Origin of the sequence: Bosea sp. ANAM02 (genome assembly GCF_011764485.1) — a bacterium.
Classification (GTDB): domain Bacteria; phylum Pseudomonadota; class Alphaproteobacteria; order Rhizobiales; family Beijerinckiaceae; genus Allobosea.
Genome location: NZ_AP022848.1, coordinates 647,112 through 673,229, shown reverse-complemented (window position 1 = coordinate 673,229; position 26,118 = coordinate 647,112). Strand labels below are relative to the sequence as shown.

Below are 26,118 nucleotides of genomic sequence, written 5' to 3'. Positions count from 1 at the left end.
TCAGCCTTTCATGTTGGAGATGGCGAGCGCCCAGCGCCGGTCGAAGCTGGTGCGGTCGGCGAGCTGGGCGAGCGCGCCGGCATGCGGCGCCGCGGTCTCAGCATCGTCGACGGCATAGACCTCGACATCCGGCACCCAGAGCGAGGGCGAACCCGCCATCCGGAGCTTGAGGCACAGATCGAGCCCCTTCTCCGCCGTGGTGAAATAATTGCGGGCGAAGCCGCCGACCTCGATGAAGGCGGCGCGCGACAGCACGCAGCATTCGCTGGCCCCTGCCGCGACCTCCATCGGGCCGAGATTGCCGACCGCCTCCAGGGGATAGCCGACGAAACGGTTGGCGATGCGCCGGCTCGCGCCCTCCCCTTCCAGCCAGGCGCCGGCCCAGCGGATGGAATCGTCCTCGAAGAGCAGGGTCGGGCTCGCGACGCATTGGCCGCCGCGCGCGCGATAGGCCCGCTCCAGCCGGCCGAGCCAGCCGGGCATGCGGATCTGCGCGGCACCCGACAGCAAAGCGACCGTGTTGAAGCGGCAGGCGCGCACGCCCGCCTCCAGCGCATCACAGGCATCCTCGACGCCTTCCACCGCCACGAGACGCATGGAGAGCCTGTAGAAGCGGGCAAGCCGTCGCGCTTCGGCACCGACGCGGTCGAAGCTCTCGGAGGGCGCGGCGAGCACGATCGGCAGGGGCCGCGCTTCCGGGTCCATCGCGAGCAATGCGAACAGTGCCGACAACTCGCGATGCCGGTGATCGAGCCCGATGACGAGGCCGAGCGGTGCTTCGGGATCGAAGCTCCCGACATCGAGCGTCTCCGCCGCGCGCGGCGGAGCGATCTCGGCCGCCTGCAAGGCCGGCGCGATCTGGCGTTCGACCACCGCGCTCGCGGTCGAGGACCGCGCGTCGAGCAGGCCGAGCACCCGCTCCAGAGCGCGGCGAGCGGGGGCGCGATTGGGTTCGAGCGGCAGGAAGGCGGGGCCCGTGCCCTGCACCTCGAAGGCGAGATGCAGCGGCTGGCCGGCCTCGGGCAGAAGCTTCGGCGCGAAGACGATGAAGCCGTGATTGTTGCGGCGCGAGGCCAAGGCCGGGCCGAAGCGCGGATCCTCCATGAAGGCCGCCGTAACGTCGGCGCGCTGCACCCGCGTCCACACGCGGTCGACGGCGCACGATTGGCCGCCGCTGCGCAGCGAGACCCCCCCGACCCGACGCTCGGGATCGAACAGCCAGCCGATGATCAGGACGCCGGTGCCCTCGACCACCGTGACCGAGTCGATGCCGGCCCGCACCGGCTCCTCCAGCAGGCAGACCGTGTCGCGCCCGTCGAAGCGCTGCGAGGCGCGCTTCAGCTTGTCGGCCGTCACCTGCGGGGCGGTGCCGCGCTGCAGGCCGTCGCGCAGATGGCCGGGCACGGTGATCGGCTCGAGCAGGACATGGCGCTCATAGACTTCGAGCGCGCGCCAGCCGTCATTGCCGCGGAAATAGAGCCGCTCGATCTCGCCGGGATGCTGGGCGTGGCAATCCTCAAGCAGGCCGAAGAAGCCGCGAGCGCCCTCGCCGAGATCGTCACGCTCGAAGGTCCCGGTTTCGAGATGGGCCGGAGACAGGCCGCCATGCGAGATCAGCAGCTTCATCCGCCCGGCGGCGAAATGAGAGGTCCAACCCTGCAGGAAGATGCCACCGCCCGAGCCCGCGACATCGTCGAGCCTGCCCATCACCTCGACGAAGCCGCCCGGCCGCGCGACCGTCTGCAACAGCATCGCCACGGCCCGCAGACGACGCGGATTCGGCGCGCCGGTCAGCAGCACTTCGAGCAGGCCATCGACCACGCTCGGGAAGGCCTGACCAGCATCGTCCGCGAGCTCGGAGAGAAAGGCCTGCAGCGATTGCGGCTTCGGCGCCAGGATCAGGCGCAGCGGCCGACCGGGCCGGCCGATCAGCAATGCACCGGTGCCGCTATCGTCGACGCTGGGCGCCGGCGCGAGGCAGAGGAAGCCGGTGGCCACCGAAGGCTCGACACCGGGCCGGCGCCAGCTCAGCACCATCGTCTGGGCGCGGTTGCGCGGGTTGCCGTCGACTGCGACCGGCACCTTCGCCGGAATGGCGTCGCAATGGCTGCGGACGAGGATCGCGTTCTCGCCGAGCGGCGTCCAGGAGACGGTCGGCGCCTGCGCGATCGCGGTCCTCTCGGGAACGATGACCTCGCTCATCGCTTCATCCTCCCCACAAGGTCACCGCGAGCGTGACGAAGGACATCACCGCCGCGAGCGCCGAAAGGAAGCCGAGGATGACGGTGACCTGCCTGAGCGGTGCCCGCGCCTCCTTGCGGATCGCGTCGAGCCGCTCGTCGAAGCCGCGCAGGGTGCCATCAAAGCGCAATTGAAAGACGTCGAGCTCGCCGAGCCGGCGTACGATCTCGCTCTGGCTCTCGGTCTCCGCCTTGGTCGCCTCGGCGAGAGCATGGTTCTCTTCGAGCCTGGCCGCGATGCGGTCGAGCTTCTCGTTGAGCTCCTTCTGGGCGAGCTGGCCGCGCCGGTTGAGCGCAATCAGCAGCTCGACCTTGTTGAAGAAGCGCGCCAGCGGCACGGCGATCGCCGCCTCCGCAGCAAGCTCGTCCGCAGCCGGCAGGCGCAGCTCCAGCTCCGCGCCGGTCGCCGCGGAGACGCCGACGACTGTCAGCCGGGTGCGTGCAGCGACCAGCGTCTCGTCGAGATCGATCGAGAAGGCATGTTTGCCGTCGCCGATGCCGTTTCGGCGCAGGTCGATTCGGCTCTGGTCCGCCTTCGTTTCCGCGATGACCCTGCCGTCCAGGGAGATCCTGACGGTGACCGCCTCGTCGGGACGGGCCTCGTCCCAGATCCAGCCATGCAGGCGGCTGCCGTCGAGGGCATCGACCCGTCCGTTCAGGCGGGCGGGGTTGACGTTAGGCAGGCGGACTTCATTGTCCTGATGCTGAGCCGTGGTCATGCGGCCTCCGCGAGCTTGAGGTCATCGAAGAGGGCGAGGTGGCGGTCGGCGCAGTCGGCGAGCGTCGGCTGCTCGGCAATGCCGTGGACGAGGCGCTGCCAGAGGCCGGCCTCCTCCATCGCCCGGCGAAGGATGCGGGCCAGCGCGGCCGGATCGCCCGGCCGGACATGCAGCCCGTCGATCTCGTCGCGCACCATCTCGGCCATGCCGCCGATGGCGCTGACGATCGGCGGCCGGCGGTGCTGGAAGGCTTCCTGGATGACGAGCGGCGCGTTCTCCCACCAGATCGAGGGCATGACCACCCAGTCGACCTCGGCCATCAGACCGGGCACCTCGTCACGGGAATAGGGCCCGCAGTGGGTGACGACGCCCTCCGCTCCCGCGAGCGCTGTATCGAGCGCGGTCGTGAAGGCCTCGCTCTGGAACGGGGCGCCGCCATGGATGCGCAAGGAGAATTCGGTCTCGCCGGAGGCGCGCAGCAATTGCGCCGCCTGCAGCAGCGGCAGCACGCCCTTCCACTGATTGAGATTGCCGAAATAGCCGAAGCTGGCGCGGCGGCCGCTCGCCTGCCGATGTGGCGCGGCCTCCTGGACCGGGCGGGCATTGGCGATGACCGCGATCCGCTCACCGGGCAGGCCCCAGTCGACATAGCGCTGGCGCAGGAAGCGGCTCGGGGCGACGAAACGGTCCACCGCCGCCAGATGCGTCTTGATGAAGCGCTCGCGCAGCAGGAAGCGGTCGGAGCCGATCTCGGGAAAGCAGCCATGGCAGGCCGAGGGCGAGGAGCCCTTGCAGCGCTGGCGGTCGCCTGGCCGCACCATCAGCCCGTCATGGTGGCAGATCGGGTAATAGTCGTGCAGCGTCATTACGATCGCCGCCTGCGGCAGCAGCCGTCGCGCCAGCGTCAGGAACTCCGCGCCGATCAGCACGAGATGGTGAACATGGATCACGTCCGGCCGGAACTCCTCCAGCAGCGTCGCCAGATCCTGCAAAGTGCCGTAATGGTCGATCTGGCTCATGTGGAAGCGGTCGTAATGCGCGCTCCACAGCACCACGTCCTCGCCGATCGCCTGCAGCGCGGTGCCCGGATGCGGGCCGCGATGCATCGCATTGGTCGCGCCGAGGAACAGAACTTCGCAGCCCTGCTCGCGATAGGCTTGCGTCAGATCATGAGCGAAGATCTCGGTGCCGCCCGGATGCAGCGACGGATGGTTATGCGCGACGACGAGGATACGCCGGCTCATGCCACGCCTCCCGGTGCCTTGCTCCCCGGTTTCGTCGCGATCAGCAGGTCCTGGTAATGCGCCGCGCTGATGCCGCGCCAATGCCCCGGCCTGATCGCCTCGACGGTGAGCCCGGCCTCAGCCGCCTGCTCCAGCAGGAAGCGGCTGTCGATCCCGGCGGCCGCGAGCGGCGCCTCGTCGATGGCGTACCAGCCCGGCCCGTCCTGCCAGCGCTTGAACGAGAGGCGCTCCTGACCCGTCGAGGTGCCGTCGATCGCGAAGGCGGTGAGGAAGAGCCGCCCGCCCGGCGCCAGCAGGCGCGCCGCCTCCTGCAGGTAGACCACCAGTTCCTCGGGTGGCAGATGCGTCGCGACGGAGGTCATCGTCACGAAATCGAAGCTGCCATTGGCGAAGCCGAAGCGGACCTCGATGCCCGGAAGCGACCCTTGCGGATTATAGAGCGGGTGGGCGATGTCGAGCCGCTGGAAGCGGAAGCGCGGATAGGCCGGCGTGATCGTCCGGGCGCACCACAGGATGCCCTCCATCACCGGGTCGACGCCGTCATAGCTGCCGCGCTCGGGATCGAGATATTGCGTCAATGGCACCGCCATGCGGCCGATACCGCAGCCGATATCGAAGACGCGCTCATGCGGCTTGAGCCGACCGATGCGGATGAAATGGCCGAGGAACTCGGCGCCGATCGCGCGATAGTCGCCATCGCCGACGAAGATCGAATCTTCCGGCGGATGCGGCATGAAGCGGTTGCTCTGCAGCGAGGCCAGGAGCCAGTCGAGCTCGGGCCCGGCGGAAGCCTCCGCGGGAGCCGGCTCGGGTGCGATCTGTCTCAGGGCGGTCATGCGGCGGTCGCTCTCCTGAAGGTGAAGCGGGGAACAAGATCGGGTTCGGCGGGTGCCGGCGCCGGCAGGGCAAGCTCGGGCGCGGAGGTCGCGAAGGCCTGCATCAGCGCCTCGACCTGGGCGCCCCAGCGCTGCGACTGCAGCCAGGCATTGTGCTGGGAGGCGACGCCGCGCGTGTAGTCGACGCTGCGCGCGATCGATTGCCGCTCGAGATGGTAGAGCGCGACATCCGGGACGTAGAGGATGCCGAAGCCGGCGCGCCTGATCTTGAGGCACAGATCGCTGTCCTCGTAGTCGCCGATCACATAGCTCTCGTCGAAACCGCCGAGCTCCTCGTAGAGATCGCGCGCCATCACGATGCAGGCGCCGGTGACGCCGGGCACGGGCCGCTCGATATTGGCCGGGGCATAGCTGCCGGGCATGCCCTTGAAGTAATGATGGTTGAGCCAGGTGCCTTTGCTGTCGCGCTTGAAGAACAAGCCGGCATGTTGCAGCGAGTTGTCGTCATAGAGCAGCTTGGGACCGACGGCGCCGACCCGCGCGCGGCGATCGAGCCTGGCGATCAGCCCTTCCAGCCAGCCATTGCCGGTCGGGATCACATCGGAATTGACGAGCGCGAGCACCTCGCCGCGTGCCGCGGCGGCGCCGGCATTGCAGGCCGCCGAGAAGCCGCCATTGCGTCGCATCGCGACGAACTGCATCGGCAGGCCATAGGCGAGATGCAGGCCGCCGAGGAGATGCGCGATCTCGCCCTCATGCTCGGGTGAATCGAGCACATAGATCAGCTCGGCATTCTCCGTGAACCACGGGTCGCCGGCGAAGGCCGCGACCTGCACGCGCAGGAAGTCATAGACGCGGTAGAGCGGAATCACGACCGAGGCTTTGGGCCGCGCAAGCGGCTGCCCGAATGTCTTGACCGCAGGCTCCGGCCGGCTGTCGCGCAGATCTTCCTGGCAGGCGGCGAGGATCGGTGCGAGCGTCGTCTCGATCATCTCCGCGGTCAGGTATTGCGGCGGGATCGCCGCCAGCGCCCGCGCCCGGATCGTCACGGCATCGGCCGGCTGCACCGGCGGGCGCAATGTCAGCGTCGTCCCGGATCTGAGCTTGATCTCGCAGCGCGGCTGCAGCACCGGCGCGCCACCGGCGTAATCCGGAGCGAAGCCGGCGAAGCCCGTCGCGAGGCGCGTCTCGCCATCGGCCCCGGCCGGCAGGCGCACGGGAAAACGCTGCAAACGCGAGAGCATCGCGATCGGCTCGCCATGGCCGCGATGGAGCAGCACCTCGTCCAGCAGATCATCGGGATCGCGCAGCCAGCCGCCGATCAGCAGCCCGGCGCGGTTGCAGACCGCGAGGTCGAGTTCGGCGGCAGGTAGCTCGTCGCTGCGGCGAACATGCTGCACGGCGAGCGGTACGCGCCGCTGCATCTCGATCGCGAGCAGACGGCCCTGCTCGGACAATCCGGCAAGCTGCTCGACCACCCAGTTGCGCAACCCGTCGCGGCTGGCCGCCTTTCCGGCCCACCACCGGCCGAGCGAAGGGGCGGACAACCGACCGGGCAGCGTGCGCAAGACCAGCGAGCGCTCGCCTTGCAGGATGAGAAGCCCACCGCCACGGCTCGGCGGCGCGTCCAGTACGAGATGCGCTTCGCGCTTGCCGCTGCGATCGGCCGCGCTGAGGCGGGCCTTGAGGGCCAGACGCGTCAGCCCCGCGCCATCGAGACGGACGACGCCTTGCAAGGCGCCGAATTCGGCGGGCACCGCCGTCTCGAACAGCCATTGCCCCTCGACCAGCGCCGCGGTCGGCTGCATCGCGACCGGCTTGGGGAAGAGCGCCAGCAGCAACTGGCGCAGGAAGGACAGGTAATTCGGAATCGCGGCGAGGCCGAACAGCGGGGGCCAGGCGCGGACCAGCGCGTTGGCCAGAGTCAGGCGCGCTTGCGGTGCAAGGTCCTTGAGGATTTCGGCTGGATCGGCAAGGCCGTGGACGAGCGTCGGATCGAAGCCGGCTGTCACCTCGCCCTGCGGGCCGTGATCGCTGAGTGTCGCGACGACATGATCATGGCCCGACGAGCGGAAGGCGACGGCGAGCCGCTCGCGTCCGTCACGCAAGCCGAGCGAGATCGAAGCTGCAGGCAGGCGCCGGCCGCCGCCCGCGAGTGCGATCGCAGGCCTGCCGAAGGGCGACGCCTCGAGCGTCCAGCAGAGCAGGAAGACCGAACCGCCGAGGCGGTGGAGTTCGAGCTGGGCCGGCGGTGTCGTCGCCATCGCGACGGGCGCGAGAGAAAGCATTGGGGTGCTCCTGCGGCACGGAGAATCCCGGAGCGCTTGCGGAAAGCGAGGGGAGCTTTCCGGGGGCGTGCGCGCTCCGGGAGCTGCAAGCCTCTCGTTCGGCCGCAGCGGCCGAACGAGAGGCAGCAGCAGGATCAGGCGACCGTGAAGTAGGAGTTCGGATCGGCCTGAACGTCATCGGCGGAAACGCCGACAAGGGTGAGCGTGTCGCCATTGCCGAGATCGACGACGGTGTTGCCGCCGACGGTGGTGGCCCGCGCCGCGACATCCTCCGCCGAGCCGATGCCGGTGCCGTTGATGTCGGACGCGATCTGCAGCATGTCCGAGCCGGCATGGAAATCGAGCACGACATCGTTGCCGCCACCGCCGGCGAAGACGAAGGTGTCGCTGCCGGCGCCGCCGTGCAGGATGTCGTTGCCGGCACCGCCGAACAGCATGTCGTCGCCAGCGCCACCCTGGAGAATGTCGTCGCCGGCGCCGCCGGAGAGGATATCGGTGCCCTCGCCGCCCTGGAGGACGTCGTTGCCGGCGCCACCCTGGAGGATGTCATCGCCCGGCCCGCCCTGCAGGATGTCGTTGCCCTCGCCGCCGATCAGGACATCGTCGCCGGCATTGCCGCGCAGGATGTCATCGCCGACGCCACCGGAAAGGATGTCGTTGCCCTCGCCGCCGAACAGGGCGTCGTTGCCCTCGTCACCGGACAGGACGTCGTCATCGAGCCCGCCGAAGAGGGTATCGTTACCCTCGCCGCCGAACAGGGCGTCATTGCCCTTCTCGCCGAACAGCGTGTCGTCGCCCTCTTCGCCGAACAGGGAATCGACCTGATCTCCACCCTTGACGATATCGTCGCCAGCTCCGGCGAGAATCACGTCACTGAAACGACTCCCAATCAAAAAGTCGTCGAATGCACTTCCTTCGATCGTCGCCATACGGCACCTCCTGGGCGATCTGGTGAACCTGGACCATTCAGCGGCCGCACCGCGGAACGGGAAGACCAGGAACGTTTCCGACAGCCGTCGATAGTTCAGGCCATCGCTCGACCGATTGAAGATTGCTCAATGGATGCGATGCAGCAAGAGATTTATTGTGATCATTTTGCGACGCAACATATTTTAGTCTTTATTTTACGATCAAATACTTTTCAGAATCGAAGCGGTATCCTTCCAATTTCGAAATATAATTCCGCGTGACCGACCCTGAAGCGGCGGACCCGATCGCCACAGCTCGATCGTCGCGTAAGCTCAATCCTCGCGGAACGCCCGGTTGAAGCTGTCGGTGATCGGCGAGAGCAGGTAATCGACCGCGCGGCGGGCACCGTTCACGATCATGACCTCGGCGGTCATGCCGGCATGCAGCGAGACCTTGTAGTCGCGCAGGCTGTCCGGATCGATCTCCGCCCGCACCACAAAATAGGGCGCGCCGGTCTTCTCGTCGATCAGCTGGTCCGGCGCGACATAGCTCACCTTGGCCTGCAAGGGCGGCAGCAGGCGCGAGTTGAACGCGGTCAGGCGCACGCGGGTCGCTGAACCGACCTTGACCGCGTCGATGTCGCGCGGATCGACCTTGGCCTCGACGATCAGCGGCTCGTGCTCCGGCACGATGTCGAGGATCGCTTCGCCGGCCGCGATCACGCTGCCGGCGGTGCGCATCCGGATATTGGCGACGACGCCTTCCTGCGGCGCGGTCACCACCAGCCGGCGCAGCACGTCCTCGGCCTGGACGATGCGCTCGGTCACCTCCGAGAGCGCGAGCTGGGCCTCCTGGATCTCGCCGCCGATATCGTTCTGCCGTTCGAGGCCGATCGAGAGGATCTCCAGATTGGCGCCGGCAACCGCCTGCTCGGCCTTGGCCTTGCGCGCTGTCAGCTCCCCGGCCTTGCCGGACAATTCGCTCTGCTTGGTCTGCAATTCGACGAGCTGGCTGCGCTTGGCGTAGCGCTTCTCGTAGAGATCGGCCATGATCCTGGCCTCCTCGTCGATCAGCGAACGCTGCTGCGTGGTGGCGTCGATCTGCGCCTTCAGCGCATCCGACTCGGCCTGATGCTGCTCGATGACGCGCTGCTGGATATGGACCTTGCCGTCATGAACCTGGGCGCGGGACTTGAACAGGCCCTGCTCGGCCCGCAGCACCTCGCGCGCGATCGGCGAATCCATACGCGCGATATCGGCGGGAAAGGTGATCTCGCCCGCCCCGGTCTGCTCGGCCCGCAGGCGCGCGAGCTTGGCTTCGAGCCCGATGCGCTTGGCCTGCAATTGCTGCAGTTCGGCGCGCTGGCGCGCATCCTCCAGGCGCAGCAGCGGCTCATCCCGCGCGACACGCTCGCCCTCCGCCTTGAGCAGGGTCTTGAGGATGCCGCCTTCGAGATGGCTGACTGTCTTGCGCTTGCTGTCGACGGCGACGAGGCCGGGCGCGACGGCGGCATTGTCGAGCCGCGCCGTCACCGCCCAGGCGCCGAATCCGCCGAAGCCGACGCCGATCGCGGCGACGCCGGCCAGTACGAGGTTGCGCAGGCTCGGCATGCGCTCCTCGGGCATGTCCGGTTCAACCTGCACGGTGAGCGAATGCTCGGGGCGCTTGATCAGGGAACGTCCGGTCATGCCTTCACCTCGCGAACCGGGGCCGCTGCGGCGGGGGCCTTGGCGGCGGGCTCCAGCTCGACCCGCCCGCCGGGCGTGATCATGCCGGCGATCTCGCCGCGCGGGCCGAATTGCTGGACGCGGCCCTCGCGCAGCACCAGCAGCTTGTCGACGACCTGCATCACAGAAGGGCGATGCGCGATCAGCACGACGATGGCCCCGCTCTCGCGCGCCGCCGCGATCGCGCGGATCAGGCTCTGCTCGCCCTCGGCGTCGAGATTGGCATTGGGCTCGTCGAGCACGATCAGCCGCGGCATGCCGTAGAGCGCCCGGGCCAGGCCGATACGCTGCCGCTGGCCGCCGGAGAGGTTGAAATCGCTGTCGGCGACATTGGTGTCGTAGCCGAGCGGCAGGCGGCCGATCAGTTCGTGGACGCCGGCGATGCGCGCCGCCTCCAGGATCGCATGCGGATCGGGCTCGCGCATGCGGGCGATGTTCTCGGCGATCGTCCCGTTCAGCAGCGAGACCGATTGCGGGAGATAACCCGCCATGGCGCCGAAGGAGCCGCGCTCCCACAGATAGGTGCTGTGCCCGTCGAGATAGACGCCGCCGACATTCGGCCGGAGTACCCCGACGAGCAGGCGCGCCAGCGTCGATTTGCCGGCGCCGGAGGGGCCGACCACGCCGAGAACCTCGCCGGGCTGCAGCGAAAACGACACGCTTTTGATGACGGTCTGCTCCTGCCCGGCCGGGGCGTAGATCACGCGGTCGACCACGAGATCGCCCTGGCAGGGCGGGGTCGGCACGGTCTGGCGCTGCGAGCTGCGGCTCAGCACCAGATCGCGGACGCGCTGCCAGGCGGCGGCGGCGAGAACCCATTGCCGCCAGTCGGTGATCATCGAATCGAACGGCGCGAGCAGCCGCCCGAGCAGGATGCTCGCCGCCATCAGCGTGCCGGCCGTGACCTCGTTGCGGATGATCAGGATGGCACCGGTCGCGTAGACCGCGAGCTGCATGGTCATCCGCGACGCGCGCGTCACGGCGGCGATGAACTTGCCGCGCCGCGTGCCCATGTCGAGCTGCTCGATCATCGCCAGTTGCTGGCCGCGCCAGCGCCGGGCGAGCGCCGGCAGCATGCCCATGGCCTCGATCGTCTCGGCATGGCGCAGGCTCGCGCCGACCTCATTGATGCTGGCGACGCCGGCCTCGTTCGCCTCCTTGAGGACGCGCCGGGTCAGCATGTCCGAAAGCACGCCGAGCAGCAGCAGGATGACCAGCGAGGCGAGCCCGACCAGCCCATAGACCGGGTGCAGCGCGAAGAGCACGGCGAGGAAGATCGGCGACCAGGCCGCCTCCAGCGGCGTCGCGATGGCCGAGCTCGCGATGAAGAAGCGGATATCGTTGAGATCGCGGATCGCCTGTGTCGCCTGACCCGAGCCCTTCTCGAGCGAGGAGCTCACGGCCGCCTGCAGAGCCGGCAAATTGAGCTTGCGCGCGAAGATGCTCGCCATCGCCTGGAAGGTCAGCGAGCGGATGAACTCGATCGTGCCGTACAGCACGAGCGCACCGACCGCGATCACCAGGAGCATCGTCAGCGTGTCATAGCTGCGGCTCACGATCACCCGGTCCTGCACCTGCATCATGAAGAGCGGCACGGTCAGCAGCAGCAGGTTCACGCACAGACTGAGGAAGCCCGCATAACTCAGGCCGCCGACGAACGAGCGCTGGAGATTCCGGATCAGGGCGTCGGGCGCCGGCTTCACCGCCTGCATGCAAGGCTCCGAGACTGAGATGCGTTGTCCGAAAAAGCTGCGGGGAAAACCCGTCATCGGCCCTGCAACGAGACATGGAGGGAGTGTCAAGATTATGACAGATTAGAAGCGTAGCTCACCGACTCAGACGGAAGCAAATGAGGCTGAATTATGAGAAATTTTGAAATTCGAAACAGTTTCTACACATCATACGAATACTACAATCTTATCTATTAGCTAACGCAGATGGCATGTGCTTTGCCTATAGGCTCCAAATCATAAATCGGAGGCAGAAGAGATGGATTGTTTAATTTTCGATCAGATGGGGTAAGGAATGCACTTTAAATTGCACGGCGGCGAGCAATTCACAGGCAGTTCCCTGAACGGCCACCATCCGGCGAATGGTTCCGGTGCCCTCGAAGAGGTCCCCGATCGTCGAATTTCCCCTTTTGATCTGGCGCGGGTGATCGAGAGGGTCAGCCGGCGCTTCCTCGACTATCTCCGGCTTGAACTGACCAAGCTCGGCATCGACGACATCTCTCCCTCGCAAGTGATGGTGCTGATGACGATCGGGCAAGGCGAGATCGCGGTGCGCGATCTGCTCGACCGCGGCCATTACGGCGGCTCGAACGCCTCCTATAATCTCAAGCAGCTTGTCGAGAACGGCTATCTCGACCGCGGCGCCTCGCCGCGCGACCGCAGGCAGGCGCGCATCTCGCTTTCGCTCAAGGGCCAGATGCTGTGCGAGCGGCTGCGCCTGCTCGACGAGGCCAGCCAGTTCGGCCAGCGGCTGGAGAGCAACCGCGACACCGACCTGAACACGACCCACGAAACCCTGCGCCAACTCGAACAGTGGTGGAACGACGCGCTCCGCTACGGCGGAGTGCTGCTCGCATCATGCATGTCCTATTCGTTCATCGCTCAGGATCTGGTCAATTCGCTGCTTTGATCGACAGCCTCGTCGCGGAAGGCGTCGAGGTCACGCTGATCACCGAACGTCCGGCGCAGGAGGCGCCGGGCGTTCGCCAGATCGTCTACACGGTCGACGAGAGCACCACGCAGCATCCCGCGCTCGCGGCGACCGAATATCACCTGCGCACCGGCGAGGCGGTCACGCGCCTGATGGAGCGCCTGAAGCGCAGCGACCCGCCCGATGTCGTCCTCGGCCATATCGGCTGGGGCGGGATGCTCTTCGCCCGTGATGCGCTGCCCGATGCAGGCCTGATCGGCTATTGCGAGTACTACTACCGCAGCACGGATTCCGACCTCGATTTCGGCATCGACGAGCCCGTTCCGGCGGCCGACCGCCAGCGCGTGCGCATGCGCAATGCCGCCCAGCTTCTCGCGCTCGACACGCTCGATGCGGCCTATGCGCCGACGCAGTGGCAGCGACGGCAGTATCCGGCGGCCTATCGCCAGCGCATCGCGATCTGCCATGACGGCATCGATACCCGCTTCTGCCGCCCCGATGCCAAGGCCGCCTTCGTCCTGCCCGATGGGCGGGCGCTCGCGCCGGGCATGCCGGTCGTGACCTTCGTCGCGCGCGATCTCGACCCCTATCGCGGCTATCCCGAATTCATGCGCGCCGCCGCCCGCCTCGCGGCCCGCCGGCCCGATGCGCTTTTCGTCGTGGTCGGCGGCGACGGCTCCGGCTATGGCCGGCCCCGCTCCGACGGCAATAGCTGGCGCGAGGCGATGCTGACTGAGACCGGGCTGGGCGATCGCATCGTCCATATCCCCTGGCTGCCGCATGAGCAGTTGATCAGGCTGTTCCAGATCTCGGCCGTGCATGTCTATCTCAGCGTTCCCTTCGTCCTGTCCTGGTCGCTGCTGGAGGCGATGGCCTGCGGCTGCCTCGTCGTCGGCTCCGCGACCGAGCCAGTCACGGAAGTGATCCGGGACGGCGGCAACGGTCTGCTTACCCCCTTCCACGACGAAACAGCACTGGCGGATCGCGTCCAGGAAGCGCTGTCGAACCAAGCAGCGATGCGGCCCTTGCGCCGCGCCGCGCGGGAGACCGTGATCGCCGGCTACGAGCGCGAGCGCTGCATCGCCCGCCAGACCGGCTGGATCCATCAGTTCGGCGATTGAACTTCGATCGCCATCCGGTCGCTGGCCGGACCCTCAGTCAGCGACGGCCCGGCGAAGTCGCGAACGGCGGCGCGAACCGTCTCGGCGAAATCGAGCGCGACGGCCGATCGGAAGCGGCCCGCTCCCCAGATGATCGCCATGTCGAAAACGACGCATGGATTGAGCGGACGGATTTCGATTCCGCGCCCGCGATATTCCTCTGCCGTGAAGGGATCGACCACCGCCACCCCGGCGCCCGCGGCGACGAGCCCGCAGGCGATCATCGACAGGGGCGTCTCGATTCGCGTCGAGCGCATTACGCCATGGGCGGAGAACAGCGCATCGATGCGATAGCGCAGCTGTGTCGATTGCTCCAGCGAGACGAACGGCTCCCCGGCGAAATCCTCGGGCGCGAGCTCGGCCTTCTCGGTCAGCCTGTGCCCCGTCGGCAAGACCGCGACCTGCGGGATCGATGGCAGCATCTCGATGTCGATCCCAGGGAAATCGAGCGGCATCTGGGCGAAGCCGAGCTCGCAGAAGCCCGAGGTGACCCAGTCCACGACCTGCGAGGAGATGCTGCCGTAGAGCGCGATATCCAGCCCCGGCTTCTGCCTGAGATAGTTGCCGACGATCCGCGGCAGGAAACCGACATTGAAGGCCGGCAGAGCCGCAACGCGCAGCGACCCGGCACGCCCCTCGCGCAGGTTGCGGGCGGCGTTCTCGATGCGCTCCAGCCCGACGAACTGGCGCTCGACCTCGCGATAGAGCGACAAGGCCTCATTGGTCGGGACCAGCCGCGCCCCGCGCTTCACGAAAAGCGGCAGGCCGAGCGCATATTGCAGGTCCTGGATCAGGCGCGTCACCGCTGGCTGCGTGACGTTCAGCGCCTGCGCGGCCGCCGTGATGCCGCCGGTGACGATCACCGTGCGGAACGCCTCGATCTGACGCGGATTCAGCATGGCCGGGCCTCACATCAGACATAACATTTCAGCATGGCTCGCACGAAACATTCGATTTGACCAGTTACAGATCAGCCCCGAACCTAACGACATCACTCGAAAACGAGGAGGGGATACCGTGAAGCTCGCCATTACATTCGCTCTTGTCACCGGAACCGCACTCGCCGGCTCCGCCGCCTTCGCCCAGCAGAAGACGCTTTATGTCGCCGGCTATGGCGGCTCCTACGAGCAGACCATGCGCAAGGAGGTCATCCCGGCCTTCGAGAAGCAGGCCAATGTCAAGATCGAGTATGTCGCCGGCAACTCGACCGATACGCTCGCCAAGCTGCAGGCGCAGAAGGGCAACCAGCAGATCGACGTCGCGATCGTCGATGACGGCCCGGCCTACCAGGCCGTGGCGCTGGGCTTCTGCGGCACCCTGACCGACGGCGCCGTCTACAAGGACGTCGCGCCGGTGATGAAGTTCAAGTCCAACAAGGGCGTGGGGCTCGGCCTGGTCGCGACGGGCCTGTTCTACAACACCAAGGTCTTCGCCGAGAACAAATGGCCGGCGCCGACCTCCTGGAGCGACCTCAAGTCGAAGGCTTACGGCAAGAAGATCGTCGTCCCGCCGATCAACAACACCTATGGCCTGCATGCCCTGATCGCGGAAGCGCAGCTCGCCGGCGGCGGCGAGAGCAACATCGAGCCCGGTTTCAAGGCCTTCAAGGACGAGATCAACCCGAACATCGTCGCCTACGAACCCTCGCCGGCGAAGATGACCGAACTCTTCCAGAGCGGCCAGGCCGCGCTCGGCGTCTGGGGCTCGGGCCGCGTCAAGGCCTTCGCCGATACCGGCTTCCCCGTCGCCTTCGTCTACCCGAAGGAAGGCAGCTTCGCCCTCGGCGTCGCCGCCTGCCCCGTAGAGGGCTCCAAGAACGCGGCCGAGGCGAACGCCTTCATCCAGTACATGCTCTCCCCCGCCGTGCAGAAGGTCATGGCGACCGGCGCGGGCTTCGGCCCGGCGAACATGACGGTCACGCTGACGGCGGACGAGCAGAAGGGCCTGCCTTATGGCGAGGAGGTCAAGAAGCTCAAGGCGGTCGACTGGGACATCGTCAACGCCAAGCGCGAGGAATGGACCAAGCGCTGGAACCGCGAGGTCGAGCGGTAACATAGTCCGCCTTCGAAACTCACCGTCATCCCGGACGCAGCGAAGCGAAGATCCGGGATCCATGCCTGACCCTTCTTCGGAAGCGCTCCGGAATGGATCCCGGGTCAAGCTCGGGATGACGGCGGTGTTTCGGCGGCCTCCCTTACGAAGCGCGCGGAACCCATGTCCCATCTCGTTCTCGAAGGCCTCGGCAAGTCCTACGGCAGCGCGGTCGCCGTCGAGGGGCTCGACCTCTCGGTCGCGCGCGGCGAGTTCATCTCGCTGCTCGGCCCTTCCGGCTGCGGCAAGACCACGACGCTGCAGATGATCGCCGGCTTCGTGCCGGTCGATCGCGGCCGCATCCTGCTTGACGGTGGCGATCTCGGCGGCGTCGCGCCCAACAAGCGCGGCCTCGGCATCGTCTTCCAGAGCTACGCGCTCTTCCCGCATATGACGGTCGCGCAGAACATCGCCTTCGGCCTGGAGATGCGCGGCGTCGAGAAGGCGGAGCGCGAGAAGCGCACGCTGGAAGCCATGGCGCTGGTCGGGCTCAAAGGTTTCGAGGATCGCTATCCCCGCCGCATGTCGGGCGGCCAGCAACAGCGCGTCGCATTGGCCCGCGCCCTGGTCATACGGCCGTCGCTGCTCCTCCTCGACGAGCCCCTCTCCAATCTCGACGCCAAGCTGCGCGAGGAGATGCAAGGGGAGCTGCGCCAGATCCAGCGCTCGATCGGCACCACCACGATCCTCGTCACCCATGACCAGCATGAGGCGATGGCGCTCTCGGACCGGATCGTGGTGATGAACAAGGGCCGCGTCGAGCAGATCGGCGCACCGGATGCCGTCTATGGCAATCCCGATACGGCATTCGTCGCGAACTTTCTCGGCAAGACCAATGTCCTGAACGCGACCGGCGACGGAAGCGGCCATGTTGCGATCGAGACCCTTTCCGTGCCGCTCGCCGGCGCCCGCTCGGGCGCGCTGCGCATCGCCGTCCGCCCCGAGCGCCTCGGCTTCGCGGCGGAGGGCGCACCGGGCTTTACCGCCCGCATCACCTCGCGCGTCTTCCAGGGCGCGCATTGGCTGCTGACGGCAGAGAGCGCCGCCGGCCCGGTCACCCTGATCCGCCACAATGACGGCACGCACGTTCCCGGCGAGGGCGAGAGCGTGACGCTGAGCTTCGGCGCGGGCGATGCCGCGCTGCTGGCAGAAGGTTCAGGCTCATGAGCCCGGACGCCTCCGCCCGCGCAACGCCCTACTGGCTGACGGGTCCCGCGCTCGCCGTCTTCCTCGGCCTCGTCATCATCCCGCTCGGCATGACCGTGCTGCTCGCCTTCTACGACTGGGGCCAGTACAAGGGCATCGTTGCCGAGCTCACGCTGAAGAATTTTCGCGAGATCTTCAGCGACAGCTATTTCCTCGAAGTCTTCCTGCGCACCTTGCGCATCGCCGTGCTGGTGACGCTGTTCGCCATCCTGGTCGGCGTGCCCGAGGCCTATATCCTGAACCGCATGTCGCCGGCCTGGCGCGGCATCTGCCTGCTCGCGATCCTCGGGCCGCTGCTGGTCTCGGTCGTGGCGCGCACGCTCGGCTGGGCGCTGCTGCTCGGCTCGAACGGGCTGGTCAACCGCGGGCTGATGGCGCTCGGCCTGATCGGCCAGCCGCTCGAATTCATGTTCACCGAGACCGGCGTGGTGATCGCGCTCGTCCATGTGCTGATCCCCTTCATGATCCTCGCGGTCTGGGCCTCGCTGCAGCGGCTCGATCCGCAGATCGAGAACGCCGCGCTCTCGCTCGGCGCCTCCCGCCTGACGATCTGGCGGCGCGTGATCCTACCGCAGATCGTGCCGGGCATCCTCTCGGGCTCGATCATCGTCTTCGCACTGGCGGCCAGCGCCTTCGCCTCGCCCGCGATCATCGGCGGCAGGCGGCTCAAGGTCGCGGCGACGCTCGCCTATGACGAGTTCCTGAACACGCTGAACTGGCCGCTCGGCGCCGCCGTAGCCGTGCTCCTGCTCGCAGCCCTGGTGATCCTCACCGTCGGCGCCAACCGGCTGGTCGAGCGTCGCTATTCACAGGTGTTCGAATGAGCGGCCTCTTCACTCCGCTCACCCCTCCCGCAGCCCTCATCCTGAGGAGCTCCGCAGGCGCGTCTCGAAGGATGGTCCAGAAGGCTGGCGGAAACTGGAGCATCCTTCGAGACGCCGCTACGCGGCTCCTCAGGATGAGGGCTGAGGCAACCCAAGCGAAAGGAACACGCGCATGAGCCGCAACGGTCCCTTCGCCATCCTGTTTCACACGCTCTTCGTCGTCTTCATGCTGGCGCCGCTGGTCGTGGTCTGCCTCGTCGCCTTCACGCCGGAGGGCTATCTCTCGCTGCCCGGCCGGGTCTGGAGCCTGCGCTGGTTCAGGGCGATCCTCGATTATCCCGAGTTCCTGCGCGCCTTCCGCGACTCGCTCTGGCTCGCGGCCCTCTCCTCCACCGTTGCGATCGGCCTCGCGGTCCCCGCCGCGCTCGCCATCGTCCGCTACCGCTTCCCCGGCCGCGAGGCGATGACGGCCCTGTTCATGTCGCCATTGATGGTCCCCCATGTCGTGCTGGGCATCGCCTTCCTGCGCTTCTTCACGCAGATCGGCCTCTCCGGGACCTTCCTCGGGCTGGTGCTGAGCCATATCATCGTGATCCTGCCTTTCGCCCTGCGCCTCGTGCTCGCCGCCTCCTACGGCATCGATCGCCGCATCGAGCACGCCGCGATCTCGCTCGGCGCGAGCCCTGCCGTCGTCTTCCGCCGGGTGACGCTGCCGCTGATCCTGCCGGGCGTCGTCTCGGGCTGGCTGCTCGCCGCGATCAACTCCTTCGACGAGGTGACGATGACCGTCTTCATCGCCTCGCCCGCCACCACCACGCTCCCCGTCCGGATGTTCCTCTACATCCAGGACAATATCGACCCGCTCATCGCAGCCGTCTCCGCCTGCCTGATCGCCCTGACCGCCATCCTGCTGCTGGCGCTGGACAGGCTGTTCGGGCTCGACCGGCTGTTCGTCGGAACCGGAAAAGGCTGACGCCAGTGTCCACCATCACCAAAGAACCCGATGTCGCCGTGATCGGCGGCGGCGTGGTCGGCGGCGCCATCGCACTCGGCCTCGCCCGCAACGGCGCCAGGGTCGCGATCCTCGACGAGGGCGACACCGCCTTCCGGGCCTCGCGCGGCAATTTCGCGCTGGTCTGGGTCCAGTCCAAGGGCTTCGGCATGCCCGACTATGCGCTCTGGTCGCGCCGCTCCGCCGACAGCTGGCACGAGTTGGCCGCTTCGCTGGCCGGCGAGACCGGGATCGACGTCGCCCATAGCCAGCCCGGCGGCTTCATGCTCTGCCTATCGCAGGACGAACTCGACAAGCGCGTCGACGCGATGCGCCGCCTCCACAACAGCCGGCCGCTGTCCGATTTCCCCTATGAGGTGCTCGACCATGCCGAGACGAAGCGCCGCCTGCCCGCGATCGGGAAGGATGTGGTCGGGTCGCTCTATTCCCCGCTCGACGGCCATGTGAATTCGCTGAAGCTGTTCCGGGCTTTGCGCGAGGCGACGGTCCGGCGCGGCGTCGACTACCGCCCGAACAGCCCGGTCGAAAACATCGTCCCGAAGGACGGTGGCTTCGCCATCACCGGCCCCTGGGGCGAGATGCGCGCCGGCAAGGTCGTGCTCTGCGCCGGGCTCGGCAATGCGCGGCTCGCCCCGATGGTCGGGCTCGATGCGCCGGTGAAGCCGAGCAAGGGCCAGATCATCGTCACCGAGAAGACCGAACCCTTCCTGCACAACCCGATGGTCACGGTCCGCCAGACCGACGAGGGCGGCGTGATGATCGGCGACAGCCAGGAGGATCGCGGCTTCGACACCGTCGTCGGCCAGCCGATCCTGTCGACCATGGCGGAACGCGCCGTGAAGATGTTCCCGCGCCTCGCCGGCCTCAACGTGGTCCGCACCTGGTCGGCCTTGCGCGTGATGAGCCCCGACGGCTTCCCGATCTACGACCAGTCCGAAAGCCACCCCGGCGCTTTCGTCGTCACCTGCCATTCCGGCGTGACGCTCGCCGCCAACCATGTCCTGACGCTCGCTCCCGCGATCCTCGCCGGTACCCTGCCGGAGAGCGTCGCGAGCTTCACCGCACGGAGGTTCCATGTTCCGGCCCATAGCTGACCTTGCCGCGGGCGGTGAGCTGAGCTTCACCTTCGATGGCCGGCCCATGAGGGCGCGCGCGGGCGACACCGTCGCCGCCGCCCTGCTCGTCAACGGCATCACCGCTTGCCGCGAAACACCGGTCTCGGATACGCCGCGCGCGCCCTATTGCCTGATGGGCGTCTGCTTCGACTGTCTCGTCGTGATTGACGGCATCGGCAACAGGCAGGGTTGCCTCGTGCCCCTCGCCGAGGGCATGCGCATCGAAACCCAGCATGGCCGCCGCCATCTCGCGGAGGTCGCGGAATGACTCCGATCGCCAGCATCGAACAGCTCGCCGAGAGCTATGACCTCGTCGTGGTCGGCGCAGGCCCGGCCGGCCTCTCGGCCGCCGCACGCGCTGCCGAACTCGGCCTCTCCGTGCTGCTGGCCGACGAAAACCCGGCACCGGGCGGCCAGATCTACCGCGCCGTCACCACGACGCCGGTCAGGAACCGCGCCATCCTCGGCGAGGACTACTGGCGTGGCGCCGACATCGTCGCGCGGTTCGAGCGCTCGCAGGCAGCTTACGCCCCGCGCTGCACCGTCTGGTCTATCGGCCCGGACGAGGCCGCGCCCGGCAGTTTCGAACTCGGCCTCTCGCTCGACGGCAAGGCCCGCATCATCGGAGCGCGACAGGTCATCCTGGCTACTGGCGCGCAGGAGCGCCCCTTCCCGATTCCCGGCTGGACCCTGCCCGGCGTGATGACGGCGGGCGCCGCCCAGATCGCGCTCAAATCCGCTGGCGCCATTCCGTCCGGACGCACGGTCATCGCCGGCTGCGGCCCTTTGCTCTACTTGCTGGCGAGCCAGCTCGCAGCCGCAGGCTGCCAGATCGCCGCCGTGCTCGACACGACGCCATCGGGCAACTGGTCGAAGGCACTCGGAGCCATCCCGGATTTCCTGCGCTCGCCCTATCTCGCCAAGGGCCTCAAGCTGATGCTGACGGCGCGGCGCAAACTGCGCTTCGTCTCGGGCGTCACCAGCCTGACCGCAACCGGCAGCGGAAAGCTCGCGACCGTGCAGTTCGAGCAGGGCGGCCGCACCGGCACCATCGCCTGCGATACGCTCCTGCTGCATCAGGGCGTGATCCCGAGCGTCAATTTCTCCAACGCGGCCGGCTGCGCCCATGACTTCGATGTCGAGCAGCACGCCTGGGTGCCGCGCGTCGATGCCTGGTTCGCCTCGACCGTGCCCGGCATCGCCATCGCCGGCGACGGCGCCGGCATCGGCGGCGCGGAAAGCGCGGCCCTGCGCGGCGAGATCGCGGCCTTCGGCGCCGCGTCCCGACTCGGCAAGCTCAGTGAAGCCGAGCGTGACCGGCAGGCAGCCCCGATCCGCACCGAACTGGACAAGAAGCTGCGCGGCCGGCGCTTCCTCGACCTGCTCTACAAGCCGGCGCCGCAATTCCTGGCGCCGCCGAGGGACGAGACCATCATCTGCCGCTGCGAGGAGGTCACGGCCGGTCAGGTCCGCGATGCCGCCAGGCGCCTCGGCGTCACCGGCCCCAACCAGATGAAAGCCTTCCTGCGCTGCGGCATGGGCCCCTGCCAGGGCCGCCTCTGCGGCCCGACGGTGGTCGAATTGATCGCCGAAACGCGCGGCAGCACCCCGGCCGAGACCGGCTATTACCGCCTGCGCCCGCCGATCAAGCCGGTGACGCTGGCCGAACTCGCAGCCCTGCCGCAGACAGAGGCCTCGGTGAAGGCGGTCGTCCGGTGAGTGCGGAGCGTCGCAGCGCCGATGTCATCGTCATCGGCGGCGGCATCCATGGCTGCTCGACCGCGATGCACTGCGCGATGCGCGGGCTCTCGGTCATCCTGATCGAGAAGGACCATGCCGGCCGCCACGCCTCCGGCGTCAATGCCGGCGGCGTGCGTCAGCTCGCCCGCCATGTCGCGGAGATCCCGCTTTCCAATACGTCGATGGCAATCTGGCACAACATCGCCGAGCTGGTCGACGACGATTGCGGCTTTACCAGTGACGGGCAGGTGCTGGTCGCCGAGGATGAGGCCGATCTGGAGGGCTGCCGCGCCCGCGTCGCCGACCTGACGCTCCGTGGCTTCCACCACGAGGAAATGATCGACGCCAAGGAATTGCGCGAGATCGTCCCCGCGGTTTCCGAGAGCTGTCCCGGCGGCGTAATCTCGCGCCGCGACGGCGCCGCGATTCCCTTGCGCGCGACACAGGCCTTCAAGCGCAAGGCCGAAAGCCTAGGCGCCACCATTCGCGAAGGCGTCCGCGTGACCAGGGTGGAGCAGGACGGGCCGAACTGGCGCGTCGTCACCGATGCCGGCGATTTCCTCGCACCCCGCATCGTCAACGCAGCCGGCGCCTGGGCCGACCGCATCGCCGCCGATCTCGGCGAACCCGTGCCGCTCGAGGTCATCGCGCCGATGCTGATGATCACCGCGCCATTGCCGGCTTTCATCAAGCCGGTGGTGATCCTGCGGGGGCGCAAACTCTCCTTCAAGCAGTTCGGCAACGGCACGGTGCTGATCGGCGGCGGCCATCTCGGAACGCCTTTGCGCGACCAGAACGTCACGCTGCTCGACTGGCGCAAGCTCGCGATCAGCGCCGGCACGGTCTGGGATCTCTTCCCGATCATGCGCGGCGCGCCAATCGTCCGCGCCTGGGCCGGCATCGAGGCGCGCATGCCGGATGACCTGCCGGTCTTCGGCAGGAGCGCCAAGCATGACAGCGTCTATCACCAGTTCGGCTTCTCGGCCCATGGCTTCCAGCTCGGACCGGGCGCCGGTGCCGTCATGGCCGAGATCATCGCAACCGGCCGCTCGAACGTGCCGATCGACGGGCTCGACATCGCCCGCTTCACCACCACCCACTGAGTTTCACCACAGGAGACCACCCATGGCCATCAAGCGCTCCATCCGCACGCCCATTCAGAACCGTATCGTCGAGACCGGCAACCTCGTCTTCGTCGGCGGCGTCATCGCCGATGACACCACGCAATCGATGGGGCCCCAGACCCAGAACATCCTCGGCAAGATCGAGGGCTATCTCGGCGAGGTCGGGCTAGACCGCAAGGCGATCGTCGCCGCACAGATCTTCGTCACCGACCTCTCCCAGAAGAAGGAGATGGACGCCGCCTGGACCGGCTTCTTCGGCGAGGACATGCCGACCCGCGCGACCGTCGGCGTCGCCGATCTCGGCGGCGGCGCGATCATCGAGATCGTCGTCACGGCCGCGCGCTGATCCGGCTCGGCCTATGACAAGGCGGCAGGCACGCCATTGCGCCTGCTGCCGACCTGATAAACAGAGCAAGGGCTGCCCAACCCCTTTGAGCTGGCATAGGGTCGCCGCCTGACGCCAGCTCCGAGACCAGCATGCAGCACGCTCCCGATCATGCCGACATCCGCGACGCCGTCGCCAGGCTCTGCGCGGATTATCCGGGCGAATACTGGCGCAGGCTCGACCGCGAGATGGCCTATCCGACGGAGTTCGTGGCGGCGCTGACCGAAAGCGGCTTCCTCTCGGCGTTGATACCCGAAGAGTATGGCGGGGCCGGGCTCACGCTCTCTGCGGCGGCTGTCATCATGGAGGAGATTCAGAGGCAGGGCTGCAACGGCGCCGCCTGTCACGCCCAGATGTATGTGATGGGCACGGTACTCAGGCACGGCACCGAGGATCAGAAGCAGCGCTACCTCCCGAAGATCGCCTCGGGCGAACTGCGCCTCCAGGCTTTCGGCGTCACCGAGCCGACCAGCGGCACCGACACCACGGCGCTGCGCACCACCGCCCGCCGCGAGGGCGATCACTACGTCGTCAATGGCCAGAAGATCTGGACCAGCCGCGCCGCGCAGTCCGACCTGATGCTGCTGCTCGCCCGCACCACGCCGCGCGATCAGGTCGCGAAGCGCACCGACGGGCTCTCGGTCTTCATTCTCGACATGCGCGAGGCGCTGAAGGATGGGCTGACCATCCGGCCGATCCGCACGATGATGAACCATGCCACCACCGAGGTCTTCTTCGACAATGTGAAGGTCCCGGTCGCGAACCTCGTCGGCGAGGAGGGCAAGGGCTTCCGCTACATCCTCTCCGGCATGAATGCCGAGCGCATCCTGATTGCGTCGGAATGCGTCGGCGACGCCAAATGGTTCATCGACAAGGCCTCGAACTACGCGAAGGAACGCCATGTCTTCGGCCGGCCGATCGGCCAGAACCAGGGCATCCAGTTCCCGATCGCCAAGGCTTACGCCAACATGCGCGCTGCTGAATTGATGGTGCGCGAGGCAATCCGGCTCTATGAGGCAGGCGCCAATCCGGGCGCGGAAGCCAACATGGCCAAGATGCTGGCGGCGGACGCCTCATTCGAAGCGGCCAATGCCTGTGTCCAGACCCATGGCGGCTTCGGCTTCGCGGAGGAATACGATGTCGAGCGCAAGTTCAGGGAGACGCGGCTCTATCAGGTCGCGCCGATCTCCACGAACCTGATCCTCTCCTTCATCGCCGAGCACGTCCTCGGCATGCCGCGTTCCTACTGACGCCGCAGCCGGTCTCTGGGTCAGACCGCCCGGCTGTATTGCCGCGGCGTCTGATCGATATGGGCGTCGAAGGCCGAGGCGACCTTGCGCACCAGAAGGCGCGCTTCGTCGGGTAGCGAGACCCGATGACCGTCGAGACGCACCACGCCTTCCTCGGAGAGCCGGCCGAGCCGCCGCAGGGAGCTTTCGAGGATGTTCGGGTCGGCGCGATGCCGGAGGCAGACGGCGTCGATATCGACCGCGAGGTCGCACATCACCCGCTCGATCAGTTCGGCGCGCAGGCGATCCTCGGCGGTGAGGCGATAGCCCCGCCCCGTCGGCAAGGCGCTGTCGGCGATACGCTCGGCATAACGGCCGATCACGACCTCGTTCTGGACATAGCCCTGGGGCAGCCGCCCGATCGCCGAGGCGCCGAACCCGATCAGGGCCTCGCAGCGATCGGTGGTATAGCCCTGGAAATTGCGGTGAAGCCCGCCCTGCTTCAGCGCCCGCGCCATCGGGTCTTCGGGCAGAGCGAAATGGTCGAGCCCGATGCGGACATAGCCGGCTTCGACCAGCCGCTGCGCCATGGCCTCCGCCTGCTCGTGTCGCGCCTCGCCATCCGGCAGTTCAGCGGCGGCGATGCGGCGCTGATGCTTCTTGAAGGCGGGCACATGCGCATAACCGAAGATCGAGAGCCGGTCCGGCCGCATGGCCAGGCAATGCTCGACGGTGTCGAAGCAGGACTGAAGCGTCTGCAGCGGCAAACCATAGATCAGGTCGAAACTGACGGCCGCAATGCCGGCGCCGCGCAGGCCGGCGACGACCGCCGCCGTCTGCTCGACGCTCTGGATGCGGTTGATCGCCTTCTGCACGGCGGGATCGAAGCTCTGCACCCCGAGGCTCGCGCGGTTGACGCCCGCCTCTGCAAGCGCTGCGATCATGCCGGCCCCGAGCCGGCGCGGATCGATCTCGACCGCGATCTCGGCTGACCGGCGCAGCCCGAAATGCTGCCGCAGCAGCGCAACCAGCGCGGCAAAATCCCGAGGCTCCAGGATCGTCGGCGTACCCCCGCCGAAATGGACATGGCGGACGTCGAGCGGCGCGACGAGTTTTTCCGCGACCAGCGCGATCTCCCCGCGCAAGGCCGCCAGATAATCGACGATCGGCCCGTTGCGCAGCGCCACGGTGGTGTGGCAACCGCAATACCAGCACATCGAGCGGCAGAACGGCACATGCAGGTAGAGCGAGGCGGTGGTCCCCGCCGCCAGCTCCTTCAGCCAGCCGGCATAGGTTTCCGCGTCGACTGCGCCGCTGAAATGCGGAGCGGTCGGATAGCTCGTATAGCGTGGAAGCCGTTCGTCTCGGTATGGCGCGGCCTGCATCGGTCAGCTCCGGGCGGTTGTCCTGGAGCCGAGCTAGCGGGTTTTGCCGATGGCTTCCTTGATCGAAGGCAAACTTCATCCGAAACCGCGCCGACCGCTCACCGACGATGAACCCCCTGCCGCCAGGACAGGCATCCCGCCTTCGCCGTGGGACCGAGAGTTTCCAGCCCGCCTCGCTCGATATCGGCCGGCATGATAGTAAGCCGGCCCGATACGCCTTCCG

At 67.5% G+C, this 26,118-nt stretch carries 22 protein-coding genes; 12 read left to right on the top strand and 10 right to left on the bottom strand.

The genetic code is table 11. The annotated features are described in order from the left end of the window. The 8 genes from OCUBac02_RS03245 to OCUBac02_RS03210 all read right to left on the bottom strand — a co-directional run bounded on the left by OCUBac02_RS03245 (nt 1) and on the right by OCUBac02_RS03210 (nt 11,675). Nucleotides 1-2,202 carry a glycosyltransferase family 2 protein gene (locus tag OCUBac02_RS03245; RefSeq protein ID WP_173043435.1) on the bottom strand — a complete coding sequence of 734 codons (2,202 nt, stop codon included), beginning with the start codon at nt 2,200-2,202 and terminating at the stop codon, nt 1-3. Between the two features lie 4 nt (nt 2,203-2,206). Then, the gene (locus tag OCUBac02_RS03240; protein WP_173043434.1) at nt 2,207-2,959 is read right to left on the bottom strand and encodes a hypothetical protein; all 753 of its coding nucleotides are present in this window, start codon (nt 2,957-2,959) and stop codon (nt 2,207-2,209) included. Continuing rightward, complete coding sequence (locus OCUBac02_RS03235) at nt 2,956-4,203, bottom strand: glycosyltransferase family 4 protein (RefSeq protein ID WP_173043433.1); 1,248 nt, start codon at nt 4,201-4,203, stop codon at nt 2,956-2,958. The genes OCUBac02_RS03240 and OCUBac02_RS03235 overlap by 4 nt, the downstream gene beginning before the upstream one ends. After that, a complete protein-coding gene (locus tag OCUBac02_RS03230) occupies nt 4,200-5,039 on the bottom strand; it encodes a class I SAM-dependent methyltransferase (RefSeq protein WP_173043432.1) in 840 nt (279 codons plus the stop codon). Before OCUBac02_RS03230 ends, OCUBac02_RS03235 begins: the two co-directional genes overlap by 4 nt. Further along, nucleotides 5,036-7,327, bottom strand: coding sequence for a glycosyltransferase family 2 protein (locus tag OCUBac02_RS03225; RefSeq protein ID WP_173043431.1), 2,292 nt, complete (start codon nt 7,325-7,327; stop codon nt 5,036-5,038). Before OCUBac02_RS03225 ends, OCUBac02_RS03230 begins: the two co-directional genes overlap by 4 nt. A 134-nt stretch (nt 7,328-7,461) precedes the next feature. Beyond that, nucleotides 7,462-8,256 (bottom strand): calcium-binding protein, encoded by a 795-nt coding sequence (locus OCUBac02_RS03220; RefSeq protein ID WP_173043429.1) that lies wholly within the window; start codon nt 8,254-8,256, stop codon nt 7,462-7,464. Between the two features lie 312 nt (nt 8,257-8,568). Next, on the bottom strand, nt 8,569-9,924 hold the full coding sequence (locus OCUBac02_RS03215) for an HlyD family type I secretion periplasmic adaptor subunit (protein ID WP_173043428.1): 1,356 nt from the start codon (nt 9,922-9,924) through the stop codon (nt 8,569-8,571). Next, entirely contained in the window at nt 9,921-11,675 is a 1,755-nt protein-coding gene (locus OCUBac02_RS03210; RefSeq protein WP_082009723.1) for a type I secretion system permease/ATPase, read from the bottom strand. Before OCUBac02_RS03210 ends, OCUBac02_RS03215 begins: the two co-directional genes overlap by 4 nt. 325 nt (nt 11,676-12,000) lie before the next feature. Here OCUBac02_RS03210 and OCUBac02_RS03205 point away from each other — a divergent pair, with 325 nt between their 5' ends. Continuing rightward, nucleotides 12,001-12,603 carry a MarR family transcriptional regulator gene (locus OCUBac02_RS03205; protein WP_244639081.1) on the top strand — a complete coding sequence of 201 codons (603 nt, stop codon included), beginning with the start codon at nt 12,001-12,003 and terminating at the stop codon, nt 12,601-12,603. Beyond that, complete coding sequence (locus OCUBac02_RS03200) at nt 12,600-13,745, top strand: glycosyltransferase (RefSeq protein ID WP_244639080.1); 1,146 nt, start codon at nt 12,600-12,602, stop codon at nt 13,743-13,745. Before OCUBac02_RS03205 ends, OCUBac02_RS03200 begins: the two co-directional genes overlap by 4 nt. Here the strand turns inward: OCUBac02_RS03200 and OCUBac02_RS03195 are convergent. Then, nucleotides 13,730-14,683 (bottom strand): LysR substrate-binding domain-containing protein, encoded by a 954-nt coding sequence (locus OCUBac02_RS03195; protein ID WP_173043423.1) that lies wholly within the window; start codon nt 14,681-14,683, stop codon nt 13,730-13,732. The two genes, OCUBac02_RS03200 and OCUBac02_RS03195, sit on opposite strands and share 16 nt — an antisense overlap. 118 nt (nt 14,684-14,801) lie before the next feature. Between OCUBac02_RS03195 and OCUBac02_RS03190 the strand changes: the two genes are divergently transcribed. From OCUBac02_RS03190 to OCUBac02_RS03145, 10 genes are all read left to right on the top strand, one after another. Continuing rightward, a complete protein-coding gene (locus OCUBac02_RS03190; RefSeq protein ID WP_465247755.1) occupies nt 14,802-15,836 on the top strand; it encodes an ABC transporter substrate-binding protein in 1,035 nt (344 codons plus the stop codon). Between the two features lie 162 nt (nt 15,837-15,998). Continuing rightward, nucleotides 15,999-17,042 (top strand): ABC transporter ATP-binding protein, encoded by a 1,044-nt coding sequence (locus OCUBac02_RS03185; RefSeq protein WP_173043421.1) that lies wholly within the window; start codon nt 15,999-16,001, stop codon nt 17,040-17,042. Continuing rightward, complete coding sequence (locus OCUBac02_RS03180; protein ID WP_173043420.1) at nt 17,039-17,905, top strand: ABC transporter permease; 867 nt, start codon at nt 17,039-17,041, stop codon at nt 17,903-17,905. The genes OCUBac02_RS03185 and OCUBac02_RS03180 overlap by 4 nt, the downstream gene beginning before the upstream one ends. Nucleotides 17,906-18,077: 172 nt before the next feature. Continuing rightward, complete coding sequence (locus OCUBac02_RS03175) at nt 18,078-18,878, top strand: ABC transporter permease (RefSeq protein WP_047581127.1); 801 nt, start codon at nt 18,078-18,080, stop codon at nt 18,876-18,878. 14 nt (nt 18,879-18,892) lie between these two features. Next, nucleotides 18,893-20,011, top strand: a complete 1,119-nt coding sequence (locus OCUBac02_RS03170; RefSeq protein ID WP_197933338.1) for an NAD(P)/FAD-dependent oxidoreductase — start codon at nt 18,893-18,895, stop codon at nt 20,009-20,011. After that, complete coding sequence (locus OCUBac02_RS03165; RefSeq protein ID WP_173043418.1) at nt 19,992-20,300, top strand: (2Fe-2S)-binding protein; 309 nt, start codon at nt 19,992-19,994, stop codon at nt 20,298-20,300. The genes OCUBac02_RS03170 and OCUBac02_RS03165 overlap by 20 nt, the downstream gene beginning before the upstream one ends. Further along, nucleotides 20,297-21,751 (top strand): NAD(P)/FAD-dependent oxidoreductase, encoded by a 1,455-nt coding sequence (locus tag OCUBac02_RS03160; protein WP_173043417.1) that lies wholly within the window; start codon nt 20,297-20,299, stop codon nt 21,749-21,751. Before OCUBac02_RS03165 ends, OCUBac02_RS03160 begins: the two co-directional genes overlap by 4 nt. Before the next feature lie 65 nt (nt 21,752-21,816). Continuing rightward, complete coding sequence (locus OCUBac02_RS03155) at nt 21,817-22,875, top strand: NAD(P)/FAD-dependent oxidoreductase (RefSeq protein WP_197933337.1); 1,059 nt, start codon at nt 21,817-21,819, stop codon at nt 22,873-22,875. 22 nt (nt 22,876-22,897) lie between these two features. Next, a complete protein-coding gene (locus OCUBac02_RS03150; RefSeq protein WP_047574586.1) occupies nt 22,898-23,242 on the top strand; it encodes a RidA family protein in 345 nt (114 codons plus the stop codon). A 131-nt stretch (nt 23,243-23,373) separates the two neighbouring features. Next, nucleotides 23,374-24,531 carry an acyl-CoA dehydrogenase family protein gene (locus OCUBac02_RS03145; RefSeq protein WP_173043415.1) on the top strand — a complete coding sequence of 386 codons (1,158 nt, stop codon included), beginning with the start codon at nt 23,374-23,376 and terminating at the stop codon, nt 24,529-24,531. Between the two features lie 20 nt (nt 24,532-24,551). Here the strand turns inward: OCUBac02_RS03145 and hemN are convergent, their stop codons facing one another. After that, entirely contained in the window at nt 24,552-25,895 is a 1,344-nt protein-coding gene (gene hemN / locus OCUBac02_RS03140; RefSeq protein ID WP_173043414.1) for an oxygen-independent coproporphyrinogen III oxidase, read from the bottom strand. Nucleotides 25,896-26,118 lie beyond the last annotated feature (223 nt).